Here is a 23,683-nt window from a genome sequence, read left to right on the forward strand (position 1 = left end):
TTCCCACGTGTTACTCACCCGTTCGCCACTGATCCACCCCGAAGGGCTTCACCGTTCGACTTGCATGTGTTAAGCACGCCGCCAGCGTTCGTCCTGAGCCAGGATCAAACTCTCCGTGAATGTCTGCTCGTAATCGAGCGGCCACTCGCGTTGAGCGGCACGGCAACCACCGGAATAGGGCGGTCCCGCGCACTGCGTCCTCGCTAGTGTTTTGTTACTAAAGGAATCTCCAACCGATCCGAACGGACCGGCCGGGGATGTCAACATATCTGGCGTTGACTTTTGGCACGCTGTTGAGTTCTCAAGGAACGGACGCTTCCTTCGGACCGCCTTCCAGCGGGCCCTCCGGGCGCTTCGTTCGTGATTCGAGCTTATCAGATCCGTTTGCCAGGTTTTCACCGAGGCTTTGCGTGTCGGACTTGCTCTGTTCATCACCGGCTCGCGGCGACTCGGCCAACCATAGCGGGCTCGGCGCCGCGCGCCTAATCGGGTCGCGGCGGATGTCACCCGAACGGACGCACGAGGGGGCGGGGCGGGACGGGTCGCGGGGCCATCGCCGGGGCTCACCCGGATGCCGTAGAGTGCGGCGCGTTGGCGAAGAGGACTAGACCACTTGGGCGCCAGCAGCCCGGCGGGCCGCCGGGGTGGGGCTCGATTCGTACACGTGCGTGTGCGCGGGCCGCGCAGCGGGCCTTCGGGGTCGCAGTGCTATGCACCGAGATGTCCCAAGTTGACCTAATTTAAGCTTCAGTCGATGTACGAGCCGTCGTCCGGCGGCCACGCACGCTGTACTCCGCACCTGGGAGGCACCACCATGACCACTGTGACGTCGCCGCTCGCCGGCCGCGCCGTCGGGCTCGCCGCCGTGCCCGACCCCGTCTTCGCCGGCGCCATGGTGGGCCCCGGGACCGCGATCGACCCGGTGCGGGAACCGACCGAGGCGGTGGCGCCGGTGGACGGACTGGTCGTGTCGATGCACCCGCACGCGTTCGTCGTGGTGGACGAGAACGGCCACGGGGTGCTCACCCACCTCGGCATCGACACCGTGCAGTTGAACGGCGAGGGCTTCGAGCTGCTGGTGAACAAGGGTGACCAGGTCCGGCGCGGCCAGCCGGTGATCCGGTGGAACCCGGCCGCGGTCGAGGCCGCCGGCAAGTCCCCGATCTCCCCGATCGTCGCGCTGGAGGCGGCCGCCGAGGCGCTCAGCGCGGTGGCCGAGACCGGCGAGGTCCCGGTCGGCGGCGAACTGTTCACCTGGAACTGACGGTGGTGGAAGGAACTCAGGACATGGACCAGTCGCTGCGGGGCGTCGGCGTCAGCCACGGGGTCGCGATCGGGCAGGTGCGGCACATGGGGACGGCCGTGCTGGAGCCGCCGGCCACCCGGATCCCGACCGAGGACGCCCCGCGGGAGCAGGCGCGCGCCCAGGCCGCCGTGGACGCGGTCGCCGCGGACCTGATCGCCCGCGGCAACCTGGCGGGCGGCGAGGCGCAGGCCGTGCTGGAGGCGCAGGCGCTGATGGCGCAGGACCCCGAGCTGATGGCGGACGTCAGCCGGCGCATCGCGGTCGGCAGCAGCGCCGAGCGCGGGGTGTACGACGCGTTCGCCGCGTACCGGGCGCTGCTGGCCTCGGCCGGGGAGTACCTGGCCGGGCGGGTCGCCGACCTGGACGACGTGCGCAACCGGATCGTGGCCCGGCTGCTCGGGGTGCCGATGCCCGGCGTGCCGGACAGCGACGAGCCGTACGTGCTGTTCGCGCGGGACCTGGCGCCGGCCGACACGGCCCTGCTGGACCCGACCCTGGTGCTCGGGTTCGTGACCGAGGAGGGCGGGCCGACCAGCCACAGCGCGATCCTGGCGCGGGCGATGGGCGTACCGGCCGTGGTCGCGCTGCCGGGGGCGGCCAAGGTGGCCGAGGGCACCGTGGTGGCCGTCGACGGTAGTTCCGGTGACGTGCTGGTGGAGCCGAGCGCCGAGCGGCAGGAGGAGCTGCGGCGGGTGGCCGCCGAGCGCAGGGCCGCGCTGGCCGCGTCCTCCGGGCCGGGCCGGACCTCGGACGGGCACCGGGTGCCGCTGCTGGCCAACGTCGGCGGGCCCGCCGACCTGCCGGCGGCGCTGGAGGCGGGGGCCGAGGGGGTGGGACTGTTCCGCACCGAGTTCCTGTTCCTCGACGACTCGGCCAAGGCACCGACCGAGGAGAAGCAGGTCGAGGCGTACCGCACGGTGCTCGCGGCGTTCCCGGAGGGCCGGGTGGTGGTGCGGGTGCTGGACGCCGGTGCGGACAAGCCGCTCGACTTCCTCACCCCGGCCGACGAGCCCAACCCGGCGCTCGGCGTGCGGGGCCTGCGGACCCTGCTGGACCACCCCGAGGTGCTGCGGACCCAGCTGCGGGCGCTGGCGACGGCGGCCGAGGGGCTGCCGGTGCACCTGGAGGTGATGGCGCCGATGGTCGCCGACCGGGTGGACGCCAAGGCGTTCGCGGACGCCTGCCGGGAGGCCGGGCTGGACGCGAAGTTCGGCGCGATGGTGGAGATCCCGTCGGCCGCGCTGCGGGCCCGTTCGATCCTCCAGGAGGTCGAGTTCCTGTCGCTGGGCACCAACGACCTGGCGCAGTACACCTTCGCCGCCGACCGGCAGGTCGGCGCGCTGGCCCGGCTGCAGGACCCGTGGCAGCCGGCGCTGCTGGACCTGATCGCGGTGTCCGCGGACGCGGCGAAGGCGGTCGGCAAGAGCTGCGGGGTGTGCGGCGAGGCCGCGTCCGACCCGCTGCTGGCCTGTGTGCTGACCGGGCTCGGGGTGACCAGCCTGTCGATGGGTGCGGCGTCGATCCCGTACGTGCGCAGCGCGCTGGCCAAGTACACGCTGGCGCAGTGCCGGCGGGCGGCGGAGGCGGCGCGGGCCGCCGACACCGCCGAGCAGGCGCGGGCCGCCGCGCACCAGGTGCTGTCCGGGGAGTGAGCCCGGACGGGTGAGGGAGAGTGGAGGGGCGCTGCCACCGTGGGGGTTGGCAGCGCCCCTCCGGGCTGTTCAGGCGCGGCGCGAGCGGCCGAGCTGCTCGAAGAAGCGCAGGTGGTCGAGGTTGTCGACGGAGCCGGGGTTGACGGCCTGCTCCAGCGGGGTGCCGGCCAGCAGGCGCTTGACCGGGACCTCGATCCGCTTGCCGGTCAGGGTGTGCGGCAGGCCGTCGACCGCGATGACCTCGTCGGGGACGTGGCGCGGGGAGAGCTCGGTGCGCAGCGAGGTGCGGATGCGTCCGATCAGGTCGTCGTCGAGGGTGGCGCCGGGGGTGAGCACCACGAACAGCGGCATCCAGTAGCCGCCCTCGGGCTCCTCCAGGCCGATGACCAGGGACTCGGCGATCTCCGGGTGGCGCTCGACCACCTCGTAGATGTCGGAGGAGCCCATCCGGACGCCCTGGCGGTTGAGGGTGGAGTCGGAGCGGCCGTGGATCACCACGGTGCCGCGGGAGGTGACGGTGATCCAGTCGCCGTGGCGCCAGGTGCCGGGGTACATGTCGAAGTAGCTGTCGTGGTACCGGGTGCCGTCGGGGTCGTTCCAGAAGCCGGTGGGCATGGAGGGCAGCGGCTTGGTGACGACGAGTTCGCCGACCTCGTCGGTGTGCGGCTTGCCCTGGACGTCCCAGGACTCGACGGCGGCGCCGAGGCAGGGGGCCTGGATCTCGCCGAGGTGGACCGGGAGGGTGGGGACGCCGCCGACGAAGCAGGAGCAGACGTCGGTGCCGCCGCTGACGGAGGCGAGCCAGATGTCCTGCTTCACCTCGTCGTAGATCCACTGGAAGCCGTCGGGGGGCAGCGGGGAGCCGGTGGTGCCGAGGCAGCGGACGGCGGAGAGGTCGAGGTCGCGGCCGGGGTGGAGGCCGGCCTTGCGGCTGGCGATCACGTAGGCGGCGGAGGTGCCGACGACGGTGGCGCGGGTGCGGGCGGCGACCGACCAGAAGGCGCCGGTGTCGGGGTGGCCGGGGCTGCCGTCGTAGGTGACGATCGTGGATCCGGTGAGCAGGCCGGCGATGAGGAAGTTCCACATCATCCAGCCGGTGGAGGTGTACCAGAGGAAGCGGTCGGCGGGGCCGAGGTCGAGGTGGAGGGCGGCCTGCTTGAGGTGTTCGACCAGGATGCCGCCCTGGCTCTGGACGATCGCCTTGGGCAGGCCGGTGGTGCCGGAGGAGTAGAGGACCCACAGCGGGTGGTCGAAGGGGACCTGCTCGAAGAGCGGTTCGGTGTCGGCGGCGGTGAGGGCGGCCCAGTCCAGGGCGCCCTCGGGGGTCGCGCCGCCGAGCAGCGGGACGTGGACCACGGTGTGCAGCGAGGGGAGTTCGGCGCGGAGCTCGGCGACCACGTCGGTGCGGTCGTGGTCCTTGCCGCCGTAGTGGTAGCCGTCGACGGCGAACAGCACGACCGGCTCGATCTGCTGGAGGCGGTCGAGGACGCTGCGGGCGCCGAAGTCGGGGGCGCAGCTGGTCCAGACGGCGCCGACGGCGGCGGTGGCGAGGAGGGCGACGGCGGCCTGCGGGATGTTCGGCAGGTAGGCGCCGACCCGGTCGCCGGGGCGCACGCCGCGCTCGCGCAGGGCGGCGGCGAGCGAGCCGACCTGGCGGCGCAGTTCGGCCCAGCTGAGCGGGACGGGCTCGGCGGTGGTCTCGTCGAGGTGGAGGATGGCGGGCCGGTCCGCGTGGGCGGGGTCCTCGCCGTGGCGCAGGGCGTGCTCGGCGTAGTTGAGGCGGGCGCCGGGGAACCAGCGGGCGCCGGGCATGGCCGGGTCGGCGAGGACCGCTTCGGGGGCGGTGGAGAAGCGGACGTCGAAGTACTCGGTGACCGCGCGCCAGAAGCGGTCGAGGTCCTCGGTGGACCAGGCGTGCAGGGCGGCGTAGCGGGCGGCGGCCTGCTCGTCGTCGGCGGCGGGGGCGAGCGGTGCGGCCGGGGCTCCGTGCCGTTCGGCGGCCCAGGCCTGGAAGGCGACCAGCCGGGTGGCGGCGGCGCGGTCGGCGGCGGGCCGCCAGAGCGGCTGGTCCTGGGGTGGGGTGCTCACGGTGGTGGTCTCCCGGCCGGTACGTGCGGACGGGCGGTGCTGGTGGCGGGCCCGTCCTGGGGACGCTGACGGAGCAGACCATGCCATGTGATCGTCGGCTGCGCCAGGGTCCGCCGCGCCACCCGGGAGTGCCGGTCAGTGGGGTTCGGCCACAAGGTGGTCGTACTCGCCCTTGAACCAGGCCTGGGCGACCCGGGTGTGGAAGGGGAAGGCGAGCGGGGTGGCGGGGTCGGCGAGCTGCCAGCCGTCGGTCTCGTCGGTGGGGCGGGAGGGCGGCAGGTCGGCGAGCGGGCGGGCGGGCAGCATGCCGAACAGGCAGAGGAAGCCGCCGCCGGTGTCGGAGTCGGTGGCGACCAGGGTGACGTCGGCGGGGTCGGCGTGGATGCCGGTCTCCTCGCGCAGTTCGCGGGCGGCGGCCTGCTGCCAGCTCTCGCCGAAGTCGACGTAGCCGCCGGGCAGGGCGAGTTCGCCGAGGCCGGGTTCGATGGTGCGGCGGATGACGGCCAGGCTGCGGCCGCCGTCGGGGAGGTCGACGGGGAGCAGGACCACGGTGACGGGCAGCGGGTTGCGGTAGCTGATCTCGGAGCAGCCGGGGCAGGTGCGGGGCCAGCCGGTGGTGGCCGCCGGGTAGGGGGTGCCGCACCAGTGGCAGTGGGAGTGGGGGCGGTTGGGCTGCGCGCTCGTCATGGAACGGATGGTAGTGCGGCGGGGGTGGGCCGGTCAGGGGATCGGCCGGTCCCGGCCGGGGCGCAGCAGCGGGGGGTGCAGGAGGGTGGCGGGGCCGGCCCGGTAGTGGCGGGCGCGGGGGCCGCCGCGGGGGCCGCCGCGGGTGGTGGTGGTGCCGGTCGGGTCGACGAAGCCGGGGACGGAGAGCACCTTGCGGTGGAAGTTGCCGGGGTGCAGGTGCTCGCCCCAGACGGCTTCGTAGACGGCGCGCAGGTCGGGGATGGTGAATTCGTCGGGGAGGAAGGCGGTGGCCAGCGGGCGGTACTCGAGTTTGGCGCGGACCCGGGCGAGGGCGTCGGTGAGGATCCGGGCGTGGTCGAAGGCGAGGTCGGGGACCGGGGGGCGGCCGGGGGCGCGGGTGGCGGGGTGCCAGGCGGCGGCTGCGGCGTCGGTGCCGGCGCGCGGGTCGGGCAGGTCGGGGGCGAAGGCGAGGTAGGCGACGGAGACCACGTGCATGCGGGGGTCGCGGTCGGGGGCGCCGTAGGTGCCGAGCTGCTCGAGGTGGACCCGGCCGAGGGTGGTGGTGTCGGCGCTGCCGTGCAGGCCGGTCTCCTCGGCGAGTTCGCGGGCGGCGGCGGTGTCGAGGTCTTCCCGGCCGGCGCGCAGGAAGCCGCCGGGCAGCGCCCAGCGGCCTTGGAAGGGCGGTTCGGCCCGTTCGACCAGGAGGACGTGGAGTGCGCCGGCGCGCAGGGTGAGGGCGACCACGTCGACGGTGACGGCGACCGGGGTGAAGGCGCGCGGGTCGTACGCCGCGAGCCACTGCTGCTCGTCGGGCGCTGCTGCCGGCATGCGGTTCCTCCCCGGGGTACGGGCCGTGGGTGGGGCCCGGCTCCGAACCTAGCGCGCCGGTCGGACGTGCGGCCAGGCGGTTCGTGGGCGGGGCCGTCGGTCGGCCTACAGTGCGGGTAGCACCTTCGAGCGCGTTCCTGGAGGCCGCCGTGACCGCAGCCGCACCGGACAGCTTCGCGGCCGCGCTCGCACGGCGGCCGGTGGTGCTGGACGGCGGGTTGTCGAACCAGTTGGAGGCGGCCGGGTACGGGCTGGCGGACGAGCTGTGGTCGGCGCGGCTGCTGGCCGACGCGCCGGGGGCGCTGGTGGCGGCGCACCGCGGGTACTACGCGGCCGGCGCCGAGGTCGCGATCTCCGCCAGCTACCAGGCGGGTTTCGAGGGTTTCGCGCGCCGGGGGATCGGGCGGGCCGAGGCGGCGCGGCTGATGGCGTCCAGCGTGGCGCTGGCCAGGGAGGCGGCCCGGGGGTTCGACGGGCCGCGCTGGGTGGCGGCTTCGGTGGGTCCGTACGGGGCGGTGCTGGCGGACGGGTCGGAGTACCGGGGCCGGTACGGGCGCAGTGTGGCGTGGCTGGAGCGCTGGCACCGGCCGCGGGTGGAGGTGCTGGCGGCGGCGGGGCCGGACGTGCTGGCGCTGGAGACCGTGCCGGACGTGGACGAGGCGGAGGCGCTGCTGCGGGTGGTGCGCGGGCTCGGGGTGCCGGTGTGGCTGTCGTACAGCGTGGCGGGTGGCCGGACCAGGGCGGGGCAGCCGCTGGCGGACGCGTTCGCGGTGGCGGCGGGGGTTCCGGAGGTGGTGGCGGTGGGGGTGAACTGCTGCAGTCCGCGGGACGCGGACCTGGCGGTGCCGGTCGCGGCCGGGGTGAGCGGGCTGCCGGTGGTGGTGTACCCGAACAGCGGGGAGCGCTGGGTGGAGGGGCGCGGGTGGACCGGGGAGCCGGCGTTCCGGCCGGAGCGGGTGGCGCGGTGGGCGGCCGCCGGGGCGCGGCTGGTGGGCGGCTGCTGCCGGGTCGGTGAGCGGGAGATCGCGGCGCTGGCCGGTGCCGTCCGGGCGTTGTGATCGGAAAGGTGCACGCACGGCCTGCGGCCTGGCACACTCATGGCGGTACTCTTGCGGTCGACATTGTCGACCGTCTGTCAGCGGAGGTAGCGGATGCCCGGCCCGATCCAGTCGCTCTCCCGGGCCGCCGCGATACTGCGCCTGTTGGCCGGCGGTGAGCGCCGCCTGGGTCTGTCCGAGGTGGCCACGGCGCTGGACCTGGCCAAGGGGACGGCCCACGGGATCCTGCGCACCCTCCAGCAGGAGGGGTTCGTCGAGCAGGACGCGGAGAGCGGCAAGTACCAGCTGGGCGCCGAGCTGCTGCGGCTCGGCCAGAGCTACCTCGACGTGCACGAGCTGCGCGCCCGGGCGCTGGTGTGGGCCGACGACCTGGCCCGGGCCTCCGGCGAGACGGTGTACCTGGGGGTGCTGCACCAGCGCGGCGTGCTGATCGTGCACCACGTCTTCCGGCCGGACGACACCCGGCAGGTGCTGGAGGTCGGTTCGATGCAGCCGCTGCACAGCACGGCGCTGGGCAAGGTGCTGCTGGCGTACGACCCGGTGGCCCGCGGCGAGCTGGGCGAGGAGCCGCTGGAGGCGTACACGCTGCGCACCCTGACCGATCCGGCGGACGTGGACGCGGAGTGCGCGCTGATCCGCGAGCGCGGGTGGTCGGACTCGGTGGAGGAGACCTGGGAGGGGGTGGCCTCGATCGGCGCGCTGATCCAGGACCGGCGGCGCAACCCGGTGGGTGCGGTGTGCATCTCGGGTGCGGTCGAGACCGTCTGCGAGGACGGGTTCGTGAAGCCCTCGCTGGTCGCCTCGGTGCGCAGCGCGGCCCGGGCGATCTCGCGCGACCTGGGGGCCGGCCGCTTCTGACCGCTGTTCCTCCGTACCGCCATGGCGCGGACGGGCCCGTCGGGCCGGTCCGCGCCATGGCTTTTTCGCGTCCGCGGCGGGCGGTGCGCGGGTGGTGAGTCACAGGTGCATAACCCGGCCTTGACGCAGGGGTGGCCGGAAGGAGAAGCTTCCGCATGTCGGTCGACAATGTCGAACGGCGGTTGGACAAGACCACGACCCCCAGCGCTCACCCGCTCAGTGGTCGGTCCAGCAGTTCACCGGTACGACATCCCCGGGACGGGATGCGTACCGCTCCCCCACCCCCTGCACCCCCTGCTCCGGACCATTCGGACATAGGAGCCAGGCAGACGAAGGAGTCTGTGTGTCCGCGTTCTCCAACGGCGACATCTTTGTCGGCGAGACCCTCGGTACCGCCGCCCTGATACTCCTGGGCGGTGGCGTCTGCGCCGCTGTCACCCTCAAGAAGTCCAAGGCGATCAACGCCGGCTGGCTCGCGATCACCTTCGGGTGGGGCTTCGCGGTCCTGATCGCCGCCTACATGTCCGCCCCCAAGTCCGGTGCCCACCTGAACCCGGCCGTGACCCTGGCACTCGCGGTCAAGAGCGGCGAGTGGGGCCAGGTGCCGGTCTACCTCGGCTCGCAGCTGCTCGGCGCGATGATCGGCGCCGTGCTGGTGTGGCTCACCTACCTCGGCCAGTTCCAGGCCAACGAGGAGCCGACGCTCGGCATCTTCTCCACCGGCCCGGAGATCCGGAACCCGGTCCAGAACCTGATCACCGAGATCATCGGCACCTTCGTGCTCTGCTTCGCGATCCTCACCCAGGGCCTCACCACCGGCCTCGCCGCCTCCGGCACCGGGATCCTGATCGTCGCGCTCACCGTGGTCGGCATCGGCCTCTCGCTCGGCGGCCCGACCGGCTACGCCATCAACCCGGTCCGCGACCTCGGCCCGCGCATCGTCCACGCGCTGCTCCCGATCCCCCACAAGGGCGGCTCCGACTGGTCCTACTCCTGGATCCCGGTGGTCGGCCCGGTCGTCGGCGGCCTGCTGGCCGGCGGCGTCTACAACCTGGTCTTCTGACCCCGGTTTGCGCCACGCCTGAGCACGGGGACTGACCTGGCGTCAGTCCCGCCCACCCCGAACCCTCACCCCGAGCCGAGGACCTCATGACCACTGGCAACTACATCGCCGCGATCGACCAGGGCACCACCTCCAGCCGCTGCATCATCTTCGGCGCCGACGGCCGGATCGTCGCCGTCGACCAGCAGGAGCACTCGCAGATCTTCCCGCAGCCCGGCTGGGTCGAGCACGACGCCGCCGAGATCTGGACCCGGGTCCAGTCGGTGGTCCGCGGCGCGCTGGAGAAGGCCGGGCTGACCAAGGACGACATCCGCGCGATCGGCATCACCAACCAGCGCGAGACCACCGTCCTGTGGGACAAGAACACCGGCGAGCCGGTCCACAACGCGCTGGTGTGGCAGGACACCCGCACCGAGGCGCTCTGCCGCGAGCTCGGCCGCAACGTCGGCCAGGACCGCTTCCGCCGCGAGACCGGCCTGCCGCTGGCCAGCTACTTCGCCGGCCCGAAGATCCGCTGGCTGCTGGACAACGTCGAGGGCCTGCGCGAGCGCGCCGAGGCCGGGGACATCCTGTTCGGCACCATGGACACCTGGGTGATCTGGAACCTCACCGGCGGCGTCGACGGCGGCAAGCACATCACCGATGTGACCAACGCCAGCCGCACCATGCTGATGAACCTCTCCGCGCTGGCCTGGGACGAGAAGATCGCCGAGTCGATGGGCGTGCCGCTGTCCGTCCTGCCGGAGATCCGCTCCTCCGCCGAGGTCTACGGCGAGGCCGTCGGCGACCTGGCGGGCGTCCCGGTCGCCTCCGCGCTCGGCGACCAGCAGGCCGCGCTGTTCGGCCAGACCTGCTTCAGCGAGGGCGAGGCCAAGTCCACCTACGGCACCGGCACCTTCCTGCTGCTGAACACCGGCGAGAAGATCGTCAACTCGTACCACGGCCTGCTCACCACGGTCGGCTACCGGATCGGCGACCAGGCCCCGGTGTACGCCCTCGAGGGCTCCATCGCGGTCACCGGCTCGCTGGTGCAGTGGCTGCGCGACCAGCTCGGCATCATCTCCACCGCCGCCGAGATCGAGACCCTCGCCTCGACCGTCGAGGACAACGGCGGCGCCTACTTCGTCCCGGCCTTCTCCGGCCTGTTCGCCCCGTACTGGCGCTCCGACGCCCGCGGTGTGATCGCCGGCCTCACCCGGTACGTCACCAAGGGCCACCTGGCCCGGGCCGTGCTGGAGGCCACCGCCTGGCAGACACGCGAGGTCGTCGACGCCATGCAGAAGGACTCCGGCGTCGAGCTCACCGCCCTCAAGGTCGACGGCGGCATGACCTCCAACAACCTGCTGATGCAGAACATCGCCGACGTCCTCGACGCCCCCGTCGAGCGCCCGTACGTCGCCGAGACCACCGCCCTGGGCGCGGCCTACGCGGCCGGCCTCGCGGTCGGCTTCTGGCCCGACCTGGACACCCTGCGGGCCAACTGGCACCGCGCCGCCGAGTGGACCCCCCGCATGGACGAGGCCACCCGGGAGCGGGAGTACAAGAAGTGGCTCAAGGCCGTGGAGCGCACCATGGGCTGGGTGGAGGAGGACGAGCAGAACTGACCGGGCAGCCGGCCGGGGCCCAGGCCCCGGCCGGTCGTTCCGCGTTCCGAGACCGGCCCGCCGCACTGGGCCGGGACCCGGCCTGCAGCACCAGGCCGAACCGCACACCGAGAGGAGAAACGGCGCCGCCCGACCACGCGCCGCCGTAACCACACCATGGCAACCATCCCGACCCTGGGCGCCGAGCGCTTCGCCGGCCGTACCGCCTCCCGAGCCGAGACCCGCGAGCTGCTGGGCAAGGCCACCTACGACCTGCTGGTGATCGGCGGCGGCATCCTCGGCACCGCCACCGCGTGGACCGCCGCCCAGGCCGGCCTCAAGGTCGCCATGGTCGACGCCGGCGACTTCGCCGGCGCCACCTCCAGCGCCTCCTCCAAGCTCGTCCACGGCGGTCTGCGCTACCTGCAGACCGGCGCGGTCAAGCTGGTCGCCGAGAACCACAAGGAGCGCCGGGCGCTCGCCACCGACGTCGCCCCGCACCTGGTCAACCCGCTGACCTTCTTCGTCCCGGTCTACAAGGGCGGCCCGCACAGCGCCCCCAAGCTCGGCGCCGGCGTCTTCCTGTACTCCGCGCTGTCCGCCTTCCGGGACGGCATGGGCCGGGTCTCCACCGCCGCGCACGCCGCCCAGCAGGTGCCCGCCCTGCGCACCGAGGGCCTGCAGGCCGTCGCGGTCTACGGCGACCACCAGATGAACGACTCCCGGGTCGCCGTGATGACCGTCCGCGCCGCCGTCGAGGCCGGCGCCGTCGCGCTCAACCACGCCGAGGTCACCGGCCTGCGCTTCACCGGCACCCGGGTCACCGGCGCCGAGCTGAAGGACCGCCTGGACGGCACCGAGTTCGGCGTCAGCGCCCGCCTGGTGCTCAACGCCACCGGCCCGTGGGTCGACCACCTGCGCAAGATGGAGGACGCCGGCGCCGCGCCGTCGATCCGCCTCTCCAAGGGCGCCCACGTGGTCGTCAAGCGCCGCACCCCGTGGCGCGCCGCGCTGACCATCCCGATCGACAAGTACCGCGTCTCCTTCGCCATCCCGTGGGAGGACCACGTCCTGCTCGGCACCACGGACGAGGAGTACACCGGCGACCCGATGGACGTCCGCGCCACCGACGCCGACATCGACCAGATCATGGACGAGGCCGGCCACGCGATCCGCGACGAGCACCTCGACCGCGACCTGATCACCTACTCCTTCGCGGGCCTGCGGGTGCTGCCCGGCGGCCCCGGCGACACCGCCGCCGCCAAGCGCGAGACCGTGGTCACCGAGGGCCGCGGCGGCATGCTGTCGGTGGCCGGCGGCAAGTGGACCACCTACCGGCACATCGGCCGCGCCGTGCTGGAGAAGCTCAAGCACGTGCCCGGCACCGGCTTCGCCGAGGACGTGTCGCCGTTCCCCGCCACCGTGCCGCTGCCCGGTGTCGGCGCGCCCAACGCCGTCGCGCACCGCCTGCTGATGGACCGCGAGCCGGGCTCCCGGATGGAGCCGCTGGTGGCCAAGCACCTGGCCAGCCACTACGGCACGCTGTCCTTCGACATCGCCCGCCTGATCGCGGACAACCCGGAGCTCGGCAAGCCGATCCACGCCGACGGGCCCGACGTGTGGGCCCAGGTCGCGTACGCCGCCGACAGCGAGTGGGCGTACACCGTGGACGACGTGCTGCGCCGCCGCACCACCATGACCGTGCGCGGGCTGGACACGCCGGAGATCCGCGCCGAGGTCGAGGCCTTCCTGGCCAAGCGCCAGCAGGGCTGACGGCGCTCCTGCGCCACAGACGGCGCAGACGGCGCAGACGGCCGGAGCCGCCCCGTGGGAGATCCCGCGGGGCGGCTCCGCCGTTTCCGGGTGCGCGTGCACGACGGGTGCGCGTGCACGACGGGTGCGCGTGCACGACGGGCCCGCGGGCTCAGGGGCGGCGGCCTCAGGGGCGGCGGGCTCAGGGGCGGCGGTGGGTGCCGCGGCGGTGGTGGGCGGCGAAGAGTGCTCCGCCGAGGAGGATCAGGCCGGTACCGGCGCTCAGGGCCATCAGCTCGGTGCCGTGGGCGCCGGTGGAGGCGAGTTCACCGCCGGCGGCCGGGGGCGGGGTGGCCGGGCGCGGGGTGGCCGTGGACGGGCCGGTCGAGGGTCCGGCCGCGGCCGTCGCGGAGGTGCTCGGGCCGGTGGTCGGCGAGGGCCCGCCGGTCGGGGTCCGGGACGGGACCGGGGACGGGGTGGCCGGCGCGGGCGTCCGGCCGGTGGTGGCCGGGTCGGTCGACAGCACCACCGCGGTGTACGGCGCCAGGGTGAGCCGGCAGGTGCCGCCGGGGCAGTCCGCGTGGTCCGGCGCACCGGGGGTGAAACTCCCGTCGGCCGCCACCGAGGCGCCCTGGATCTTCACCCCGGTCCTGGCGTCGAGGCCGGGGGCGGTCATGGTGAGCACCGACACCCCGGTGGCCGTGCCCAGCTGGACGCCGACCGGCGCGGCCGTGCCGTCGAGGTTCTCCAGCAGGACCCGGGTGGAGCCGTCGGCGTTGCGGACGGCGTGCGCGGCGAGGTTCCCGCCGCCGGAGACCTTCGCCTCCAGCAGCGCGCCGGTGCCGAGCCGGTGGGCCAGCAGCATGCCGTAGTAGGACGGTGCGGCGGTGTAGTGGTGCGGCCCGTCGGACAGGATCGGGCTGTACGCGTTGCCCAGCGCGCCGGTGAGGTAGGTGCCGGAGAGGCCGCCGTGGATGTTGACCCCGGCCGCGCCGTGCTCGGCGGCCGTGAGCAGGAAGTCCGCCATCCACAGCGCCGAGGCGTAGCCGTCGGTGACACCGCCGATGCCGCCGCAGGAGATCGAGTTGGTCTCCGACAGCCGCAGCGGGACGCCGAGGCCGGCCGCCGTGGCGGACAGCTTGCCGACGGTGCTCGCCGCGGCCGAGGCGCGTTCGCGGGAGAGCAGGCCGGCCGCCGTGGCGTCCTTCGACCTGCAGCCGCTGATCGCGTAGTAGTGCTGGTCGAGCTGGCCGATCCTCCCCTTGGCCCACCCGGCGTAGGCGGGCAGCATCCCGGTACTGGCGAGTTCCGGGCCGGCGAACGGCACCTGCGGGGCGCCCTTGCGGATCGCGTCCAGGCAGCGCTGCGCCTCGGCGGCGAGTTGCTCGGAGCCCCAGCCGTCCGGCCGGTAGCCCTTGCTCGTCCAGCTGCTCGGCTCGTTGCCGCAGGCGATGGCGGTCAGGGCGGGCCCGAGCGCGGCGCTGACGGCGGCGGCGTCCTTGGTGGTGCGGGCCGCGTCGAAGTGCGCGCCGGGCTCGGAGTAGATCACCCGCCATCCGGTGGCGTCGGTCAGCCGCCGCAGTCCCGCCAGCGCCGCGGGCGAGGCGCCGTCGAAGTCCTTGTCGACGGTGTTGCCGCCGAACCGCAGGACCCCGGTGCCGAGGTTCTCGAGCAGCCGCGGGTAGTTGCCCTGGGTGTCGAACTCACCGGTCGCCAGGTGCGCCGATTCGTAGCTGAACCCGAGGAAGTCGTCGCGGACGGCCGCGCCGCCCGCCATCGCGGCGCCGACCGTCACGGTGGCGCCGCCGGGCGCGGCGGGCGGCGCGGCCGCCGCTGCGCAGGGGGCGCTGAGCAGGACCAGCGCGACCGCGCTGATCAGTGAGGCGCTCTTGGACAGGGCCATGACGGCGTTCCACCGATCTCTCGGGCGGGCAGGGCAGGGCGGGGCGGCGGCCGGCGCCGGGCCGGGCCGGGCGGACGTCATGCGGAACGGATCCGGGCGCGCCCGGGTTCATCCGGTCCGGGTACGGACCTTCGGGCGGCCCCGGCCCGGAGGGGCCGTCCGTATGCCACCCGCGGCCGGGTGCGCCGCCCGTCCGGGGCGAGTGTCGTTGCGTCCGCGGCGGCCGTGCGCTGGTCTACTGGCTGCATGTCCCACGTCACGTTCCTTCTCGTGATGGTGATCATCACAGCTCTGGCGTTCGACTTCACCAACGGCTTCCACGACACCGCGAACGCGATGGCGACCTCGATCGCCACCCGTGCGCTCCCGCCACGGGTGGCGGTGCTGGTGAGCGCGGTGCTCAACGTCGTCGGCGCGTTCCTGTCGACGGCGGTCGCCAAGACCATCTCGGGGGGCATCGTCGACGACGGTCTGGTCACCCTGGGGATGATCTTCGCGGGGCTGGTCGGCGCGATCCTCTGGAACCTGTTCACCTGGCTGCTCGGGCTCCCCTCGAGCTCCTCGCACGCGCTGATCGGCGGGCTGATCGGCGCCACCTGGGTCGGTGCCGGGCAGAAGGCCGTGAACTTCGACGAGGTGCTGGAGAAGATCATCATCCCGGCGTTCGCCGCGCCGGTGGTGGCGGGGGTCGCCGCGGCGCTGGCCACCTACCTGGCCTACCGGCTCAGCGGACGGGCCGACGAGGAGTCGGTCACCAAGGGCTTCCGGTTCGGGCAGATCGGCTCGGCCTCACTGGTCTCGCTGGCCCACGGCACCAACGACGCCCAGAAGACCATGGGCGTGATCACCCTCAGCCTGATCGCCGCCGGTGCGCTGTCGACCGGCGCCGGGCCGCCGACCTGGGTGGTCCTCACCTCGGGCCTGGCGATCGGCCTGGGGACCTACCTGGGGGGCTGGCGCATCATCAGGACGCTCGGCCGGGGGCTGGCGGACATCCGCTCGCCCCAGGGCTTCTCCGCCGAGACCGCCTCCGCGACGGTCATCCTGAGCTCCGCCCACCTGGGGTTCGCGCTCTCCACCACCCAGGTCTGCAGCGGCAGCATCATGGGCGCCGGGCTCGGCCGCCGCGGCTCGGAGGTCCGCTGGTCGACGGCCGGCCGGATGGTGATCGCCTGGCTGGTGACGCTGCCGGCGGCCGGCCTGGTCGGCGGGGCCGCCGCCGCGGTCGTGGTGCACGGCGGTACGGCCGGCACGGTGGCGGTGGCGGTGGTCGCCGTGGCCACGGCCGGGGTGATCTACCTGCTGTCGCGGCGCAGCCCGGTCACCGCCGACAACGTCAACGACTCCCGGACCGTGACGGTCAACCCGCAGCCCGCGCCCGCGGGCGGCTGAGCCGGACAGGAGGCGCCGTGGCACTGCACTGGAGTGCGCTGGGCGAGGTGACCGCCGTGAGCATCGGCGCGACGGTCGGGGTGGCCGTGGTGTTCACCCTGGGGGTGCGGTCGACGCTGGCCTACCAGGACGCCAAGGACGGCGGCCGGACCTCGGCCGCCGCCCTGGCGGGGGCCGCGCTGTGCTTCCTGGCCTGCGCGGCCGCCGTGGCCTACGGGCTGTATCTGATCATCCCGCAGTTCCACAACTGACCGGGCCGGGCCGGGCGGTCCGGTCGCCGACGGTCGCGGGGGCGGGCGGTCGCGGGGCCGGCCGCTGCCGCCGGGTGCGCGTGCCGCTCCCCGGCGGGCCGGAGCCGTCCGACGCGACGCCGGCCGGCGCGTCGGGCGACCTTCGCCCCGCCGCGGCGCCCGGCACGCACTCCCGGCACACCGGCCGAAAGCCCGCGTACGTCCGGTACGAGGATCTCCGGCCGGCCCGCGGCGGACACCGCTCCTCGATGGGCGAAGGCTGCCCGACGCGGCCTAGACGATCAGGCTGAGCGGCATGATCAGGGCGATGGCGACCACCGAGATCACCGTCTCCATCACCGACCAGGACTTGACGGTCTGACCGACCGTCATCCCGAAGTACTCCTTGACCAGCCAGAAGCCGGCGTCGTTGACGTGCGAGAAGAACAGCGAGCCGGCGCCGATGGCGAGCACCAGCAGGGCCGCGTGGGTGCTGGACATCCCGGCGGCGAGCGGCGCGACGATGCCGGCGGCGGTGATGGTGGCCACCGTGGCGGAGCCGGTGGCGAGCCGGATCAGGACGGCGATCAGCCAGCCGAGCAGCAGGGCGGAGATGTGCCAGCGGCCGGCCCACTGGCTGACCGCCTCACCGACGCCGACGTCGATCAGGGTCTGCTTGAAGCCGCCGCCGGCGCCGACGATGAAGACGATGCCGGCGATCGGGGCCAGCGACCCCGCCACGGTGGCGGAGATCCGGGCCTTGTCGAAGCCGGCCGCCCGGCCGAGGGTGACCATGCCGAGCAGGGTCGCGGCGAGCAGCGCCACCAGCGGGGAACCGATGAAGTCGAAGATCCGCTGTGCGGTGGCCTTCGGGTCGTCGACCACCACGTCGACCAGGGCCTTGCCGAGCATCAGGGCGACCGGCAGCAGGATGGTGGCCAGGACGGCGCCGAACCGGGGTGCGTGCTCGGGGCGTTCGGCCTCGGCGGGAGGCTGGGCAGCGGGTACCTCCAGCGGCCCGACCCAGCGTTCGGCGACCCGGGCGAACAGCGGCCCGGCCACCACCAGGGTGGGGACGGCGATCAGCAGGCCGAGCGCCAGGGTGATGCCGAGGTCGGCCTTGAGCGCGTCGACGGCGACCAGCGGGCCGGGGTGCGGGGGGACCAGGCCGTGCAGGACGGACAGGCCGGCCAGGGCGGGGATGCCGATCCGCAGCAGCGGGACGTTGCCGCGCCGGGCGACCAGCAGCACGATCGGCACCAGCAGCACCACGCCGACCTCGAAGAACAGCGGCAGGCCGAGCACCGCCGCGATCAGCGCCATCGCCCAGGGCAGCGCCCGGCGGCCGGAGCGGGCCAGCACGGTGTCGGCGATGATGTTGGCCCCGCCGGAGTCGGCGAGCAGTTTGCCGAGCATCGCGCCGAGGCCGATCAGCAGGCCGACGCCGCTGACGGTGGCACCGAAACCGGTGGCGAAGCTGCTGGTCAGCTTGTCGAACGGCGCCCCGGCCACGGCGGCCAGCAGGCCCGAGCCGAGGGTCAGGGCGAGGAAGGGGTGCAGCTTCAGCTTGGTGATCAGCAGCACGATGGCGGCGATGCTGAGCAGCACCGCGATCAGCAGCGTGGTGTCGTCGCCGGTGTGGGGCAGGGCCGGTGGGGCGGCCGCGAGCAGCGCTCTGGTGGTCACGCGAGGTCTCCATTGACGGGCCGCACCAGCTGTGCGGCCATCTCGGCGAGGTCGTGGGGGGCGGGGCCGACGTCCAGGACGGCGCCGCGCTCGTCGGGTCCGAGCGGTTCCAGGGCGGCGTACTGGGAGTCGAGCAGCGAGGCCGGCATGAAGTGGCCGCTGCGGTGGGCGAGGCGGTCCTCGACCAGGCGGTGGTCGCCGCTGAGGTGGAGGAAGAACGCGTCGGGGCAGTGGGCGCGCAGGGTGTCGCGGTAGCGGCGTTTGAGCGCGGAACAGGTGACCACTCCCCCGGTCCCGGCGGCCCGGCGTTCGCCGAGCCAGCCGCCCAGGGCGGTCAGCCAGGGCTGCCGGTCCCGGTCGTCCAGCGGGATGCCGGCCGACATCTTGGCGATGTTGGCCGCCGGGTGGAAGTCGTCGGCCTCCGCGTGGGGCAGGTGGAGGAGGCCGGCCAGCAGTTCGGCGACGGTGGTCTTGCCGACGCCGGAGACGCCCATGACGACGATCACGGGCGGCTGGTTCTCGACGGTGAGAGCCATGGGGTGGTGCTCCTGTTCTGCCTGTTCCGCGGGCAACTGTGACGCAAAGGTATGACTTATTCAAGAGGATGAAACTTAATCGTCATACTTTTACGGGTCGCTGGTGCCGGGCGATCCGCGCCTGGTGCGGCACTAGGCTGGCCCGATGGAGATCCAGGGCCTGCCGGGCCGACTGCTCGCGGACCTCGGTCCGGCCATCGCCTCGGGGGAGCTCCCGGCCGGTACGGTGCTGCGCGCCGAGGAGCTGGAGGAGCGCTACGGCGTCTCGCGCACGGTGGTGCGGGAGGCGGTGCGGATCCTGGAGTCGATGCGGATGGTCGAGTCCCGGCGGCGGGTCGGCTCGACGGTGCTGCCGCAGCGCGACTGGGACGTGTTCGACCCGCTGGTGATCCGCTGGCGGCTGGCGGGGAGCGGCCGGGCCGCGCAGCTGCGTTCGCTCGGCTCGCTGCGGGTCGCGGTCGAACCGGCCGCGGCCGCGCTGGCGGCCCGTCAGGCCGGTGACGACGACCGGCGGGAGCTGAGCGCGCTGACCGTCGAACTGACCGTCAGCGCCCGCGCCGCCGACCTGGAGACCTTCCTGCGGCACGACATCGCGTTCCACGCGGCGGTGCTGCGGGCCAGCGGGAACGAGATGTTCGCCCACCTGGGCGACACCGTCGGCGCGGTGCTGACCGGCCGGACCGAGCACCACCTGATGCCGCACCAGCCGCGCGAGTACGCGGTGCGCTTGCACCGCGAGGTCGCGGAGGCGATCTGCGCCGGCGATCCGGAATCGGCCGAACGGGCGATGCGCACCATCGTGTTGGGGGCGCTGGAGGAGCTGGACGCGACCCTGGACTGAGCCGGGCGCCCGCCGGACGGGTGGAATGATCCGGGGTGCAGGGGGCAGGCTGGGCCGTGGACGCGCCACCGTCGGTCGTACCGGCGCGCGCCATGCGCCCGCGCGCCGTGCGGGGCGCCAGCCTTGGGGGGTTGCCGAATGTCCGCCGCACGCCGCCGACTCCCGGACGAGGTGCGGTCCGCCGCCGTCCGGGCCGTGCTCTGCGTCGCCTTCACCCTGGTGGCACTGATGGTGGCGGTCCTCGCCTCGTACGCCCGCAGCGGCCTGCTGACACCGGCGCTGCTGGGCATGGCGCTCGGGGTGTTCGGCTGCGCCTGGTGCCTGCTGGAGATCGTGATCGCCCGTCAGATCGCGGCCCAGCGGGCGCGCGGGCCGCACGCCCAGTCGCCGCTGGCCGGCAGCCGGGAGAAGGCGCGAGGCCGCCCGGCGGTGGACGGCCGCCGGGCGCCTTCGCGGGGCTGACCGGCCCCGGGTCCCGCCCCCCGGGTCAGCCGCGGCTGCCGACGGCGAAGCCGTACTGCCGGGGCCAGCGGCGCTCGGCGCCCAGGGCGCGGGCGGCGTCGTGCGCCCAGTACGGGTTGCGCAGCAGTTCGCGGCCGAGCATCACGGCGTCGGCGTGACCGTCGCGCAGGATCCGCTCGGCCTGCTCGGGCTCGGTGATCATGCCGACGGCGCTGACCGGCAGCCCGGCCACGGCCCGGATCCCGGCCGCGAACGGCACCTGGTAGCCGGGGCCGGTGGTGATCTCGGCGTGCGGGGCGAGGCCGCCGCTGGAGACGTCGACCAGGTCGGCGCCGGCGGCGGCGAGCTCCTTGGCCAGCAGGACGCTCTCCTCCGGGGTCCAACTCGGCTCCCCGGGCAGCCAGTCGGTGGCGGAGACCCGGAAGAACACCGGCAGTTCCTGCGGCCAGACGGCGCGCACCGCGGCGGTCACCTCCAGGGCGAGCCGGGCCCGCCCGGCGAAGGAGCCGCCGTAGCCGTCGGTGCGGTGGTTGGCCGCCGGGGACAGGAAGGAGTGGATCAGGTAGCCGTGGGCGCCGTGCACCTCGGCCACCTGGAAGCCGGCGGCCAGCGCCCGCTCGGCGGCGTCGGCGAAGGACCGGACCACCTCGGCGATCTCCTCGACGCTCAGCTCGTGCGGCAGCGGGTGGGCGCCGAAGGCGAGCGGGGACGGGCCGACCGGCTGCCAGCCGCCGTCGGCGGCGTCGACCGGCGTGCCGCCGAGCCACGGCTGCCGGGACGAGGCCTTCCGCCCGGCATGGGCGAGCTGGATCGCCGGGACCGCGCCGTGGCCCGCGACAAGGGCGGCGACCCGGGCCAGCGCCTGCTGCTGCCGGTCGTTCCACAGTCCGAGGTCGTACGGGGAGATCCGGCCCTCGGGGCGCACCCCGGTGGCCTCGACCATCACCAGTCCGGTGCCGCCGGCGGCGCGGGAGCCGAGGTGGGCCAGGTGGAAGTCGGTGGCCACGCCCTCCTCGGGCCCTTCGGCGGCGGCGGAGTACATGCACATCGGCGACATCCAGACCCGGTTGGGAATGGTCAGCGAGCGCAGGGTGAGCGGCTCGAACAGGGCACTCATGCGGGTCCTCCGGAAGGCGGCGGGGTCACGGTGACGTTCGTACGATAGCCGCCGTACTACGAGAACTGTCAAACTACGAGAACTCTCATACCATGAGGTGTGCACCAGACCACAGCGGAGACAGCGCCCGGGGCGGCGGAGGCGTGCACCGCCCTGCCCGAGCCCGGCACCGACGAGATCCGGCTGGAGTGCGTGCTGCACGCGCTCGCCGACCCGGTCCGGCTGCGGATCGTGGCCGAGCTGGCCGCACCGGGGGCGGCGCTGAACTGCCTCGCCATCGAGCTGCCGGTGACCAAGTCCACCAGCACCCACCACTTCCGGGTGCTGCGCGAGGCCGGCGTGATCCGGCAGTGGCGCAAGGGCACCTCGAAGATGAACGCGCTGCGCCGGGACGACCTGGCCCGGCTGTACCCGGGCCTGCTGGAGAGCGTGGTCGCCGCACTGGCGGCGCAGCGCGACGCCGACCGCCCCTGAGCGGCCGGACGGTCAGTCCTCCCGGCCCTCCTCGGCGGTGTGCGGGAGGTCGATGCCGTTGCGGGCGGCGATCCGCAGCAGGGCGGTGATCCGGCCCCGGTAGGCGTCCACGCCGTCCTCGTCCCCCTCGGCCCGCGCCTGCTCCAGCGCCCGGCGGGCCGATGCCAGCTGCTCGCGAAGCTCCACGCCGAAGTTCTCTGTCACGGCCGCCCTCCGGTGCCGATGTGGACGAAGACCCGCTGCCCGGGGAAGTTCCGCCCGGGCGTCCAGCATGGACGAATGCCGACAAATCATCAACCAGCTGCCGGTCCGACCTGCGCCACGCCCACGATGGAGTGATCCCGCCGCCGCGCGTCGGCCGCACCGGCCCACCCGCGGGCCCGCCCGCGACCGGGCGCAACGCGCCCGTCACCGGAGTTGTCCGGGTGTTCATCCTTGATCGACAGATGGTCTATACCAATCCGGTAGCCTGACCCCGAGACGTCCCAATTCGACGGCTGTGGGGGCCCTATGACTGCCGATCACCTACCGGCACCACCGACCGACCGCGAGCTCTACTGGTACTTCGGCCCGCAGCGCCGCTGGGTGCCGATCTGCTCCTCGCTCGCCTTCGTCTGCTCCGCGCTGACCATGGTGTCCTTCTCGCTGCGCACCGCCGCGCTCTGGCCGTTCCTGGCCGTGCTCGCGCTCAACCTGGTCGCCCTGGTGCTGTCCTGCGTGAACGGGCTGCGCGGGCGCCGCTTCACCCGCCGCTCGCACGAACTGCTGCTGGCCGCCTGGCGGCCCGCCACCGCCCCGGCCGTCGGCCTCTACCTGCCGACCTGCGGCGAACCGCTGCCGGTGCTCGCCAACGCCTACCGCGCGGTCGCCGGCCTGCGCTGGCCCGGCGCGCTGACCGTCTGGGTGCTCGACGACGCCGACCGCCCCGAGGTCGCCGCCCTGGCCGGCGCCCACGGCTACCGGTACGTGGTGCGGCCCGACCGCGGCCACCTGAAGAAGGCCGGCAACCTCAACCACGCGCTCGGCCTCGGCGACGGCGAGTTCATCGCCATCCTGGACGCCGACTTCGCCCCCCGGCCCGACTTCCTGCACCACCTGGTGCCGTACCTGGCCGACCCCGGGGTCGGCATCGTGCAGAGCCCGCAGTGCTTCGACACCGACCCGTCGATGGGCTGGATCGAACGCGCCGCCGGGGCCGCCCAGGAGTGGTTCTTCCGCTGGATCCAGCCCTCCCGCGACGCCAGCGACGCGGCGATCTGCTGCGGCAGCAACGCCGTCTACCGGCGCGCCGCGATCGAAGCCGCCGGCGGCTTCGCCCGGCTCGACCACAGCGAGGACATGTACACCGGCCTCGCCCTGCACGGGCGCGGCTACCGCACCGTGTACGTGCCGGTGCTGGTCGCCAAGGGCACCTCCCCCGCGGGCCTCGCCCCCTTCGTCAACCAGCAGTACCGCTGGGCGATGGGCAACCTGCACCTGCTCGGCGGCTCCGAGCTGGCCCGGCTGGGACTGCCCTGGCGGATGCGGCTGTGCTACTACGAGGGCGTGGTCGGCTACCTGACCATGTTCGTCAACATCCTCACCGCCCCGCTGCCACCGCTGGTCATGCTGTTCTGGTTCCCCGGCCAGATCCGGGCCTGGTACGCGCTGCCGCTGATCTCGCTGCTGTGGCTGTGGCACGTGCTGCTGCCCAGGGTCAGCCGGACCCGCTGGCGGATCGAGGTGATCCGGGCCAACACCCTGATGGCCTTCGCCGCCGGCGCCGCCCTCCTGCACACCCTGCGCGGACGCAGCGCCGCCTGGGTGCCCACCGGCGCCGGACGCGCCCGCCCCGGCGGGATGGCCCGCCGGGTGGTGCTGGTGACCATGGTCTGGACGGCCGGCGTCCTCGCCGCCACCGCCGTCGGCCTCGCCCTCGCCGTCGCGGCGTACGGCTGGTGGCCGACCTGGGGCCTCGGCCTGTACCTGCTGGTCCAGGCCCAGATCGGGCTGCCGCTGGTCCGCGACCTCGCCGTCGAGCTGCGCGGTGCGCAGCGCCCCGGCCGGGCCCGGCCCTCGATGCGTCCGCGCCGCTGGCCCGAGGCGCTGGCCGTGACCAGCTCGCTCGCCCTGACCGCACTGCTCGCCTCCGGCTGGGTGGCGCCGATGCTGCCCTGGCTGGGCTGAA

Annotated in this window: 21 protein-coding genes and 1 rRNA gene; 13 read left to right on the plus strand and 9 right to left on the minus strand. The window is 73.9% G+C overall.

Annotated features, from left to right (window positions below; genetic code table 11):
- Positions 1 to 120, minus strand: a 16S ribosomal RNA gene (locus AC2TEW_RS27655); the annotation flags it as partial.
- Positions 121 to 814: 694 nt separating this feature from the next.
- On the opposite strand from AC2TEW_RS27655, the gene AC2TEW_RS27660 reads away from it, so the two are divergent.
- Positions 815 to 1,264 carry a PTS sugar transporter subunit IIA gene (locus AC2TEW_RS27660; protein ID WP_484626078.1) on the plus strand — a complete coding sequence of 150 codons (450 nt, stop codon included), beginning with the start codon at positions 815 to 817 and terminating at the stop codon, positions 1,262 to 1,264.
- Between the two features lie 23 nt (positions 1,265 to 1,287).
- A complete protein-coding gene (gene ptsP, locus AC2TEW_RS27665) occupies positions 1,288 to 2,958 on the plus strand; it encodes a phosphoenolpyruvate--protein phosphotransferase (RefSeq protein ID WP_484626079.1) in 1,671 nt (556 codons plus the stop codon).
- Positions 2,959 to 3,027: 69 nt separating this feature from the next.
- Here ptsP and AC2TEW_RS27670 read toward each other — a convergent pair whose 3' ends face one another.
- The 3 genes from AC2TEW_RS27670 to AC2TEW_RS27680 form a co-directional block, all read right to left on the minus strand.
- Positions 3,028 to 5,046 (minus strand): acetoacetate--CoA ligase, encoded by a 2,019-nt coding sequence (locus tag AC2TEW_RS27670; protein ID WP_484626080.1) that lies wholly within the window; start codon positions 5,044 to 5,046, stop codon positions 3,028 to 3,030.
- A gap of 135 nt (positions 5,047 to 5,181) precedes the next feature.
- Complete coding sequence (locus AC2TEW_RS27675; protein WP_484626081.1) at positions 5,182 to 5,733, minus strand: NUDIX domain-containing protein; 552 nt, start codon at positions 5,731 to 5,733, stop codon at positions 5,182 to 5,184.
- Positions 5,734 to 5,766: 33 nt separating this feature from the next.
- Entirely contained in the window at positions 5,767 to 6,561 is a 795-nt protein-coding gene (locus tag AC2TEW_RS27680; protein WP_484626082.1) for an NUDIX hydrolase, read from the minus strand.
- A gap of 149 nt (positions 6,562 to 6,710) precedes the next feature.
- Here AC2TEW_RS27680 and mmuM point away from each other — a divergent pair, with 149 nt between their 5' ends.
- The 5 genes from mmuM to AC2TEW_RS27705 all read left to right on the plus strand — a co-directional run bounded on the left by mmuM (position 6,711) and on the right by AC2TEW_RS27705 (position 12,896).
- A complete protein-coding gene (gene mmuM, locus AC2TEW_RS27685; RefSeq protein WP_484626083.1) occupies positions 6,711 to 7,619 on the plus strand; it encodes a homocysteine S-methyltransferase in 909 nt (302 codons plus the stop codon).
- Between the two features lie 93 nt (positions 7,620 to 7,712).
- Positions 7,713 to 8,477 carry an IclR family transcriptional regulator gene (locus tag AC2TEW_RS27690; protein WP_033822863.1) on the plus strand — a complete coding sequence of 255 codons (765 nt, stop codon included), beginning with the start codon at positions 7,713 to 7,715 and terminating at the stop codon, positions 8,475 to 8,477.
- A gap of 343 nt (positions 8,478 to 8,820) precedes the next feature.
- A complete protein-coding gene (locus AC2TEW_RS27695) occupies positions 8,821 to 9,540 on the plus strand; it encodes an MIP/aquaporin family protein (protein ID WP_484626084.1) in 720 nt (239 codons plus the stop codon).
- Positions 9,541 to 9,626: 86 nt separating this feature from the next.
- Positions 9,627 to 11,144, plus strand: coding sequence for a glycerol kinase GlpK (glpK, locus tag AC2TEW_RS27700; RefSeq protein WP_484626085.1), 1,518 nt, complete (start codon positions 9,627 to 9,629; stop codon positions 11,142 to 11,144).
- Positions 11,145 to 11,300: 156 nt separating this feature from the next.
- Positions 11,301 to 12,896: a glycerol-3-phosphate dehydrogenase/oxidase gene (locus tag AC2TEW_RS27705; RefSeq protein WP_484626086.1), complete on the plus strand. Its 1,596-nt coding sequence runs from the start codon at positions 11,301 to 11,303 to the stop codon at positions 12,894 to 12,896.
- A 181-nt stretch (positions 12,897 to 13,077) separates the two neighbouring features.
- On the opposite strand, the gene AC2TEW_RS27710 is transcribed toward AC2TEW_RS27705, so the two are convergent.
- On the minus strand, positions 13,078 to 14,778 hold the full coding sequence (locus AC2TEW_RS27710) for a hypothetical protein (protein WP_484626087.1): 1,701 nt from the start codon (positions 14,776 to 14,778) through the stop codon (positions 13,078 to 13,080).
- A gap of 246 nt (positions 14,779 to 15,024) precedes the next feature.
- Between AC2TEW_RS27710 and AC2TEW_RS27715 the strand changes: the two genes are divergently transcribed.
- Both AC2TEW_RS27715 and AC2TEW_RS27720 read left to right on the plus strand, forming a co-directional pair.
- Positions 15,025 to 16,170, plus strand: coding sequence for an inorganic phosphate transporter (locus AC2TEW_RS27715; protein ID WP_484626088.1), 1,146 nt, complete (start codon positions 15,025 to 15,027; stop codon positions 16,168 to 16,170).
- Between the two features lie 17 nt (positions 16,171 to 16,187).
- Positions 16,188 to 16,421, plus strand: coding sequence for a hypothetical protein (locus AC2TEW_RS27720; protein ID WP_484626089.1), 234 nt, complete (start codon positions 16,188 to 16,190; stop codon positions 16,419 to 16,421).
- Positions 16,422 to 16,694: 273 nt separating this feature from the next.
- Here the strand turns inward: AC2TEW_RS27720 and AC2TEW_RS27725 are convergent, their stop codons facing one another.
- Both AC2TEW_RS27725 and AC2TEW_RS27730 read right to left on the minus strand, forming a co-directional pair.
- On the minus strand, positions 16,695 to 18,071 hold the full coding sequence (locus AC2TEW_RS27725) for a GntP family permease (protein ID WP_484626180.1): 1,377 nt from the start codon (positions 18,069 to 18,071) through the stop codon (positions 16,695 to 16,697).
- A gap of 11 nt (positions 18,072 to 18,082) precedes the next feature.
- On the minus strand, positions 18,083 to 18,622 hold the full coding sequence (locus AC2TEW_RS27730) for a gluconokinase (protein ID WP_484626090.1): 540 nt from the start codon (positions 18,620 to 18,622) through the stop codon (positions 18,083 to 18,085).
- Positions 18,623 to 18,767: 145 nt separating this feature from the next.
- Here AC2TEW_RS27730 and AC2TEW_RS27735 point away from each other — a divergent pair, with 145 nt between their 5' ends.
- Together AC2TEW_RS27735 and AC2TEW_RS27740 are read left to right on the plus strand one after the other, a co-directional pair.
- Positions 18,768 to 19,463: a FadR/GntR family transcriptional regulator gene (locus tag AC2TEW_RS27735; protein ID WP_484626091.1), complete on the plus strand. Its 696-nt coding sequence runs from the start codon at positions 18,768 to 18,770 to the stop codon at positions 19,461 to 19,463.
- A 138-nt stretch (positions 19,464 to 19,601) separates the two neighbouring features.
- The gene (locus tag AC2TEW_RS27740) at positions 19,602 to 19,925 is read left to right on the plus strand and encodes a hypothetical protein (RefSeq protein WP_484626092.1); all 324 of its coding nucleotides are present in this window, start codon (positions 19,602 to 19,604) and stop codon (positions 19,923 to 19,925) included.
- Positions 19,926 to 19,950: 25 nt separating this feature from the next.
- Here AC2TEW_RS27740 and AC2TEW_RS27745 read toward each other — a convergent pair whose 3' ends face one another.
- A complete protein-coding gene (locus tag AC2TEW_RS27745; RefSeq protein ID WP_484626093.1) occupies positions 19,951 to 21,042 on the minus strand; it encodes an NADH:flavin oxidoreductase/NADH oxidase in 1,092 nt (363 codons plus the stop codon).
- Between the two features lie 99 nt (positions 21,043 to 21,141).
- On the opposite strand from AC2TEW_RS27745, the gene AC2TEW_RS27750 reads away from it, so the two are divergent.
- Positions 21,142 to 21,516: an ArsR/SmtB family transcription factor gene (locus tag AC2TEW_RS27750; protein WP_484626094.1), complete on the plus strand. Its 375-nt coding sequence runs from the start codon at positions 21,142 to 21,144 to the stop codon at positions 21,514 to 21,516.
- Positions 21,517 to 21,528: 12 nt separating this feature from the next.
- Here the strand turns inward: AC2TEW_RS27750 and AC2TEW_RS27755 are convergent, their stop codons facing one another.
- Positions 21,529 to 21,720 (minus strand): hypothetical protein, encoded by a 192-nt coding sequence (locus AC2TEW_RS27755; protein ID WP_484626095.1) that lies wholly within the window; start codon positions 21,718 to 21,720, stop codon positions 21,529 to 21,531.
- Positions 21,721 to 22,026: 306 nt separating this feature from the next.
- Between AC2TEW_RS27755 and AC2TEW_RS27760 the strand changes: the two genes are divergently transcribed.
- Positions 22,027 to 23,682, plus strand: coding sequence for a glycosyltransferase family 2 protein (locus tag AC2TEW_RS27760; protein ID WP_484626096.1), 1,656 nt, complete (start codon positions 22,027 to 22,029; stop codon positions 23,680 to 23,682).
- Position 23,683 lies beyond the last annotated feature (1 nt).

It is taken from the genome of Kitasatospora sp. NEAU-CNBT7 (assembly GCF_057220535.1).

Excerpts from the sequence above, each read along its gene's own strand:
- ptsP (WP_484626079.1), top strand. The coding sequence starts at position 1,288 with ATGGACCAGTCGCTGCGGGGCGTCGGCGTCAGCCACGGGGTCGCGATC.
- AC2TEW_RS27660 (WP_484626078.1), top strand. The coding sequence starts at position 815 with ATGACCACTGTGACGTCGCCGCTCGCCGGCCGCGCCGTCGGGCTCGCC.
- glpK (WP_484626085.1), top strand. The coding sequence starts at position 9,627 with ATGACCACTGGCAACTACATCGCCGCGATCGACCAGGGCACCACCTCC.
- AC2TEW_RS27710 (WP_484626087.1), bottom strand. The coding sequence starts at position 14,778 with ATGGCCCTGTCCAAGAGCGCCTCACTGATCAGCGCGGTCGCGCTGGTC.
- AC2TEW_RS27705 (WP_484626086.1), top strand. The coding sequence starts at position 11,301 with ATGGCAACCATCCCGACCCTGGGCGCCGAGCGCTTCGCCGGCCGTACC.
- AC2TEW_RS27760 (WP_484626096.1), top strand. The coding sequence starts at position 22,027 with ATGACTGCCGATCACCTACCGGCACCACCGACCGACCGCGAGCTCTAC.
- AC2TEW_RS27690 (WP_033822863.1), top strand. The coding sequence starts at position 7,713 with ATGCCCGGCCCGATCCAGTCGCTCTCCCGGGCCGCCGCGATACTGCGC.
- AC2TEW_RS27680 (WP_484626082.1), bottom strand. The coding sequence starts at position 6,561 with ATGCCGGCAGCAGCGCCCGACGAGCAGCAGTGGCTCGCGGCGTACGAC.
- AC2TEW_RS27730 (WP_484626090.1), bottom strand. The coding sequence starts at position 18,622 with ATGGCTCTCACCGTCGAGAACCAGCCGCCCGTGATCGTCGTCATGGGC.
- AC2TEW_RS27715 (WP_484626088.1), top strand. The coding sequence starts at position 15,025 with ATGTCCCACGTCACGTTCCTTCTCGTGATGGTGATCATCACAGCTCTG.
- AC2TEW_RS27675 (WP_484626081.1), bottom strand. The coding sequence starts at position 5,733 with ATGACGAGCGCGCAGCCCAACCGCCCCCACTCCCACTGCCACTGGTGC.
- AC2TEW_RS27745 (WP_484626093.1), bottom strand. The coding sequence starts at position 21,042 with ATGAGTGCCCTGTTCGAGCCGCTCACCCTGCGCTCGCTGACCATTCCC.
- AC2TEW_RS27735 (WP_484626091.1), top strand. The coding sequence starts at position 18,768 with ATGGAGATCCAGGGCCTGCCGGGCCGACTGCTCGCGGACCTCGGTCCG.
- AC2TEW_RS27740 (WP_484626092.1), top strand. The coding sequence starts at position 19,602 with ATGTCCGCCGCACGCCGCCGACTCCCGGACGAGGTGCGGTCCGCCGCC.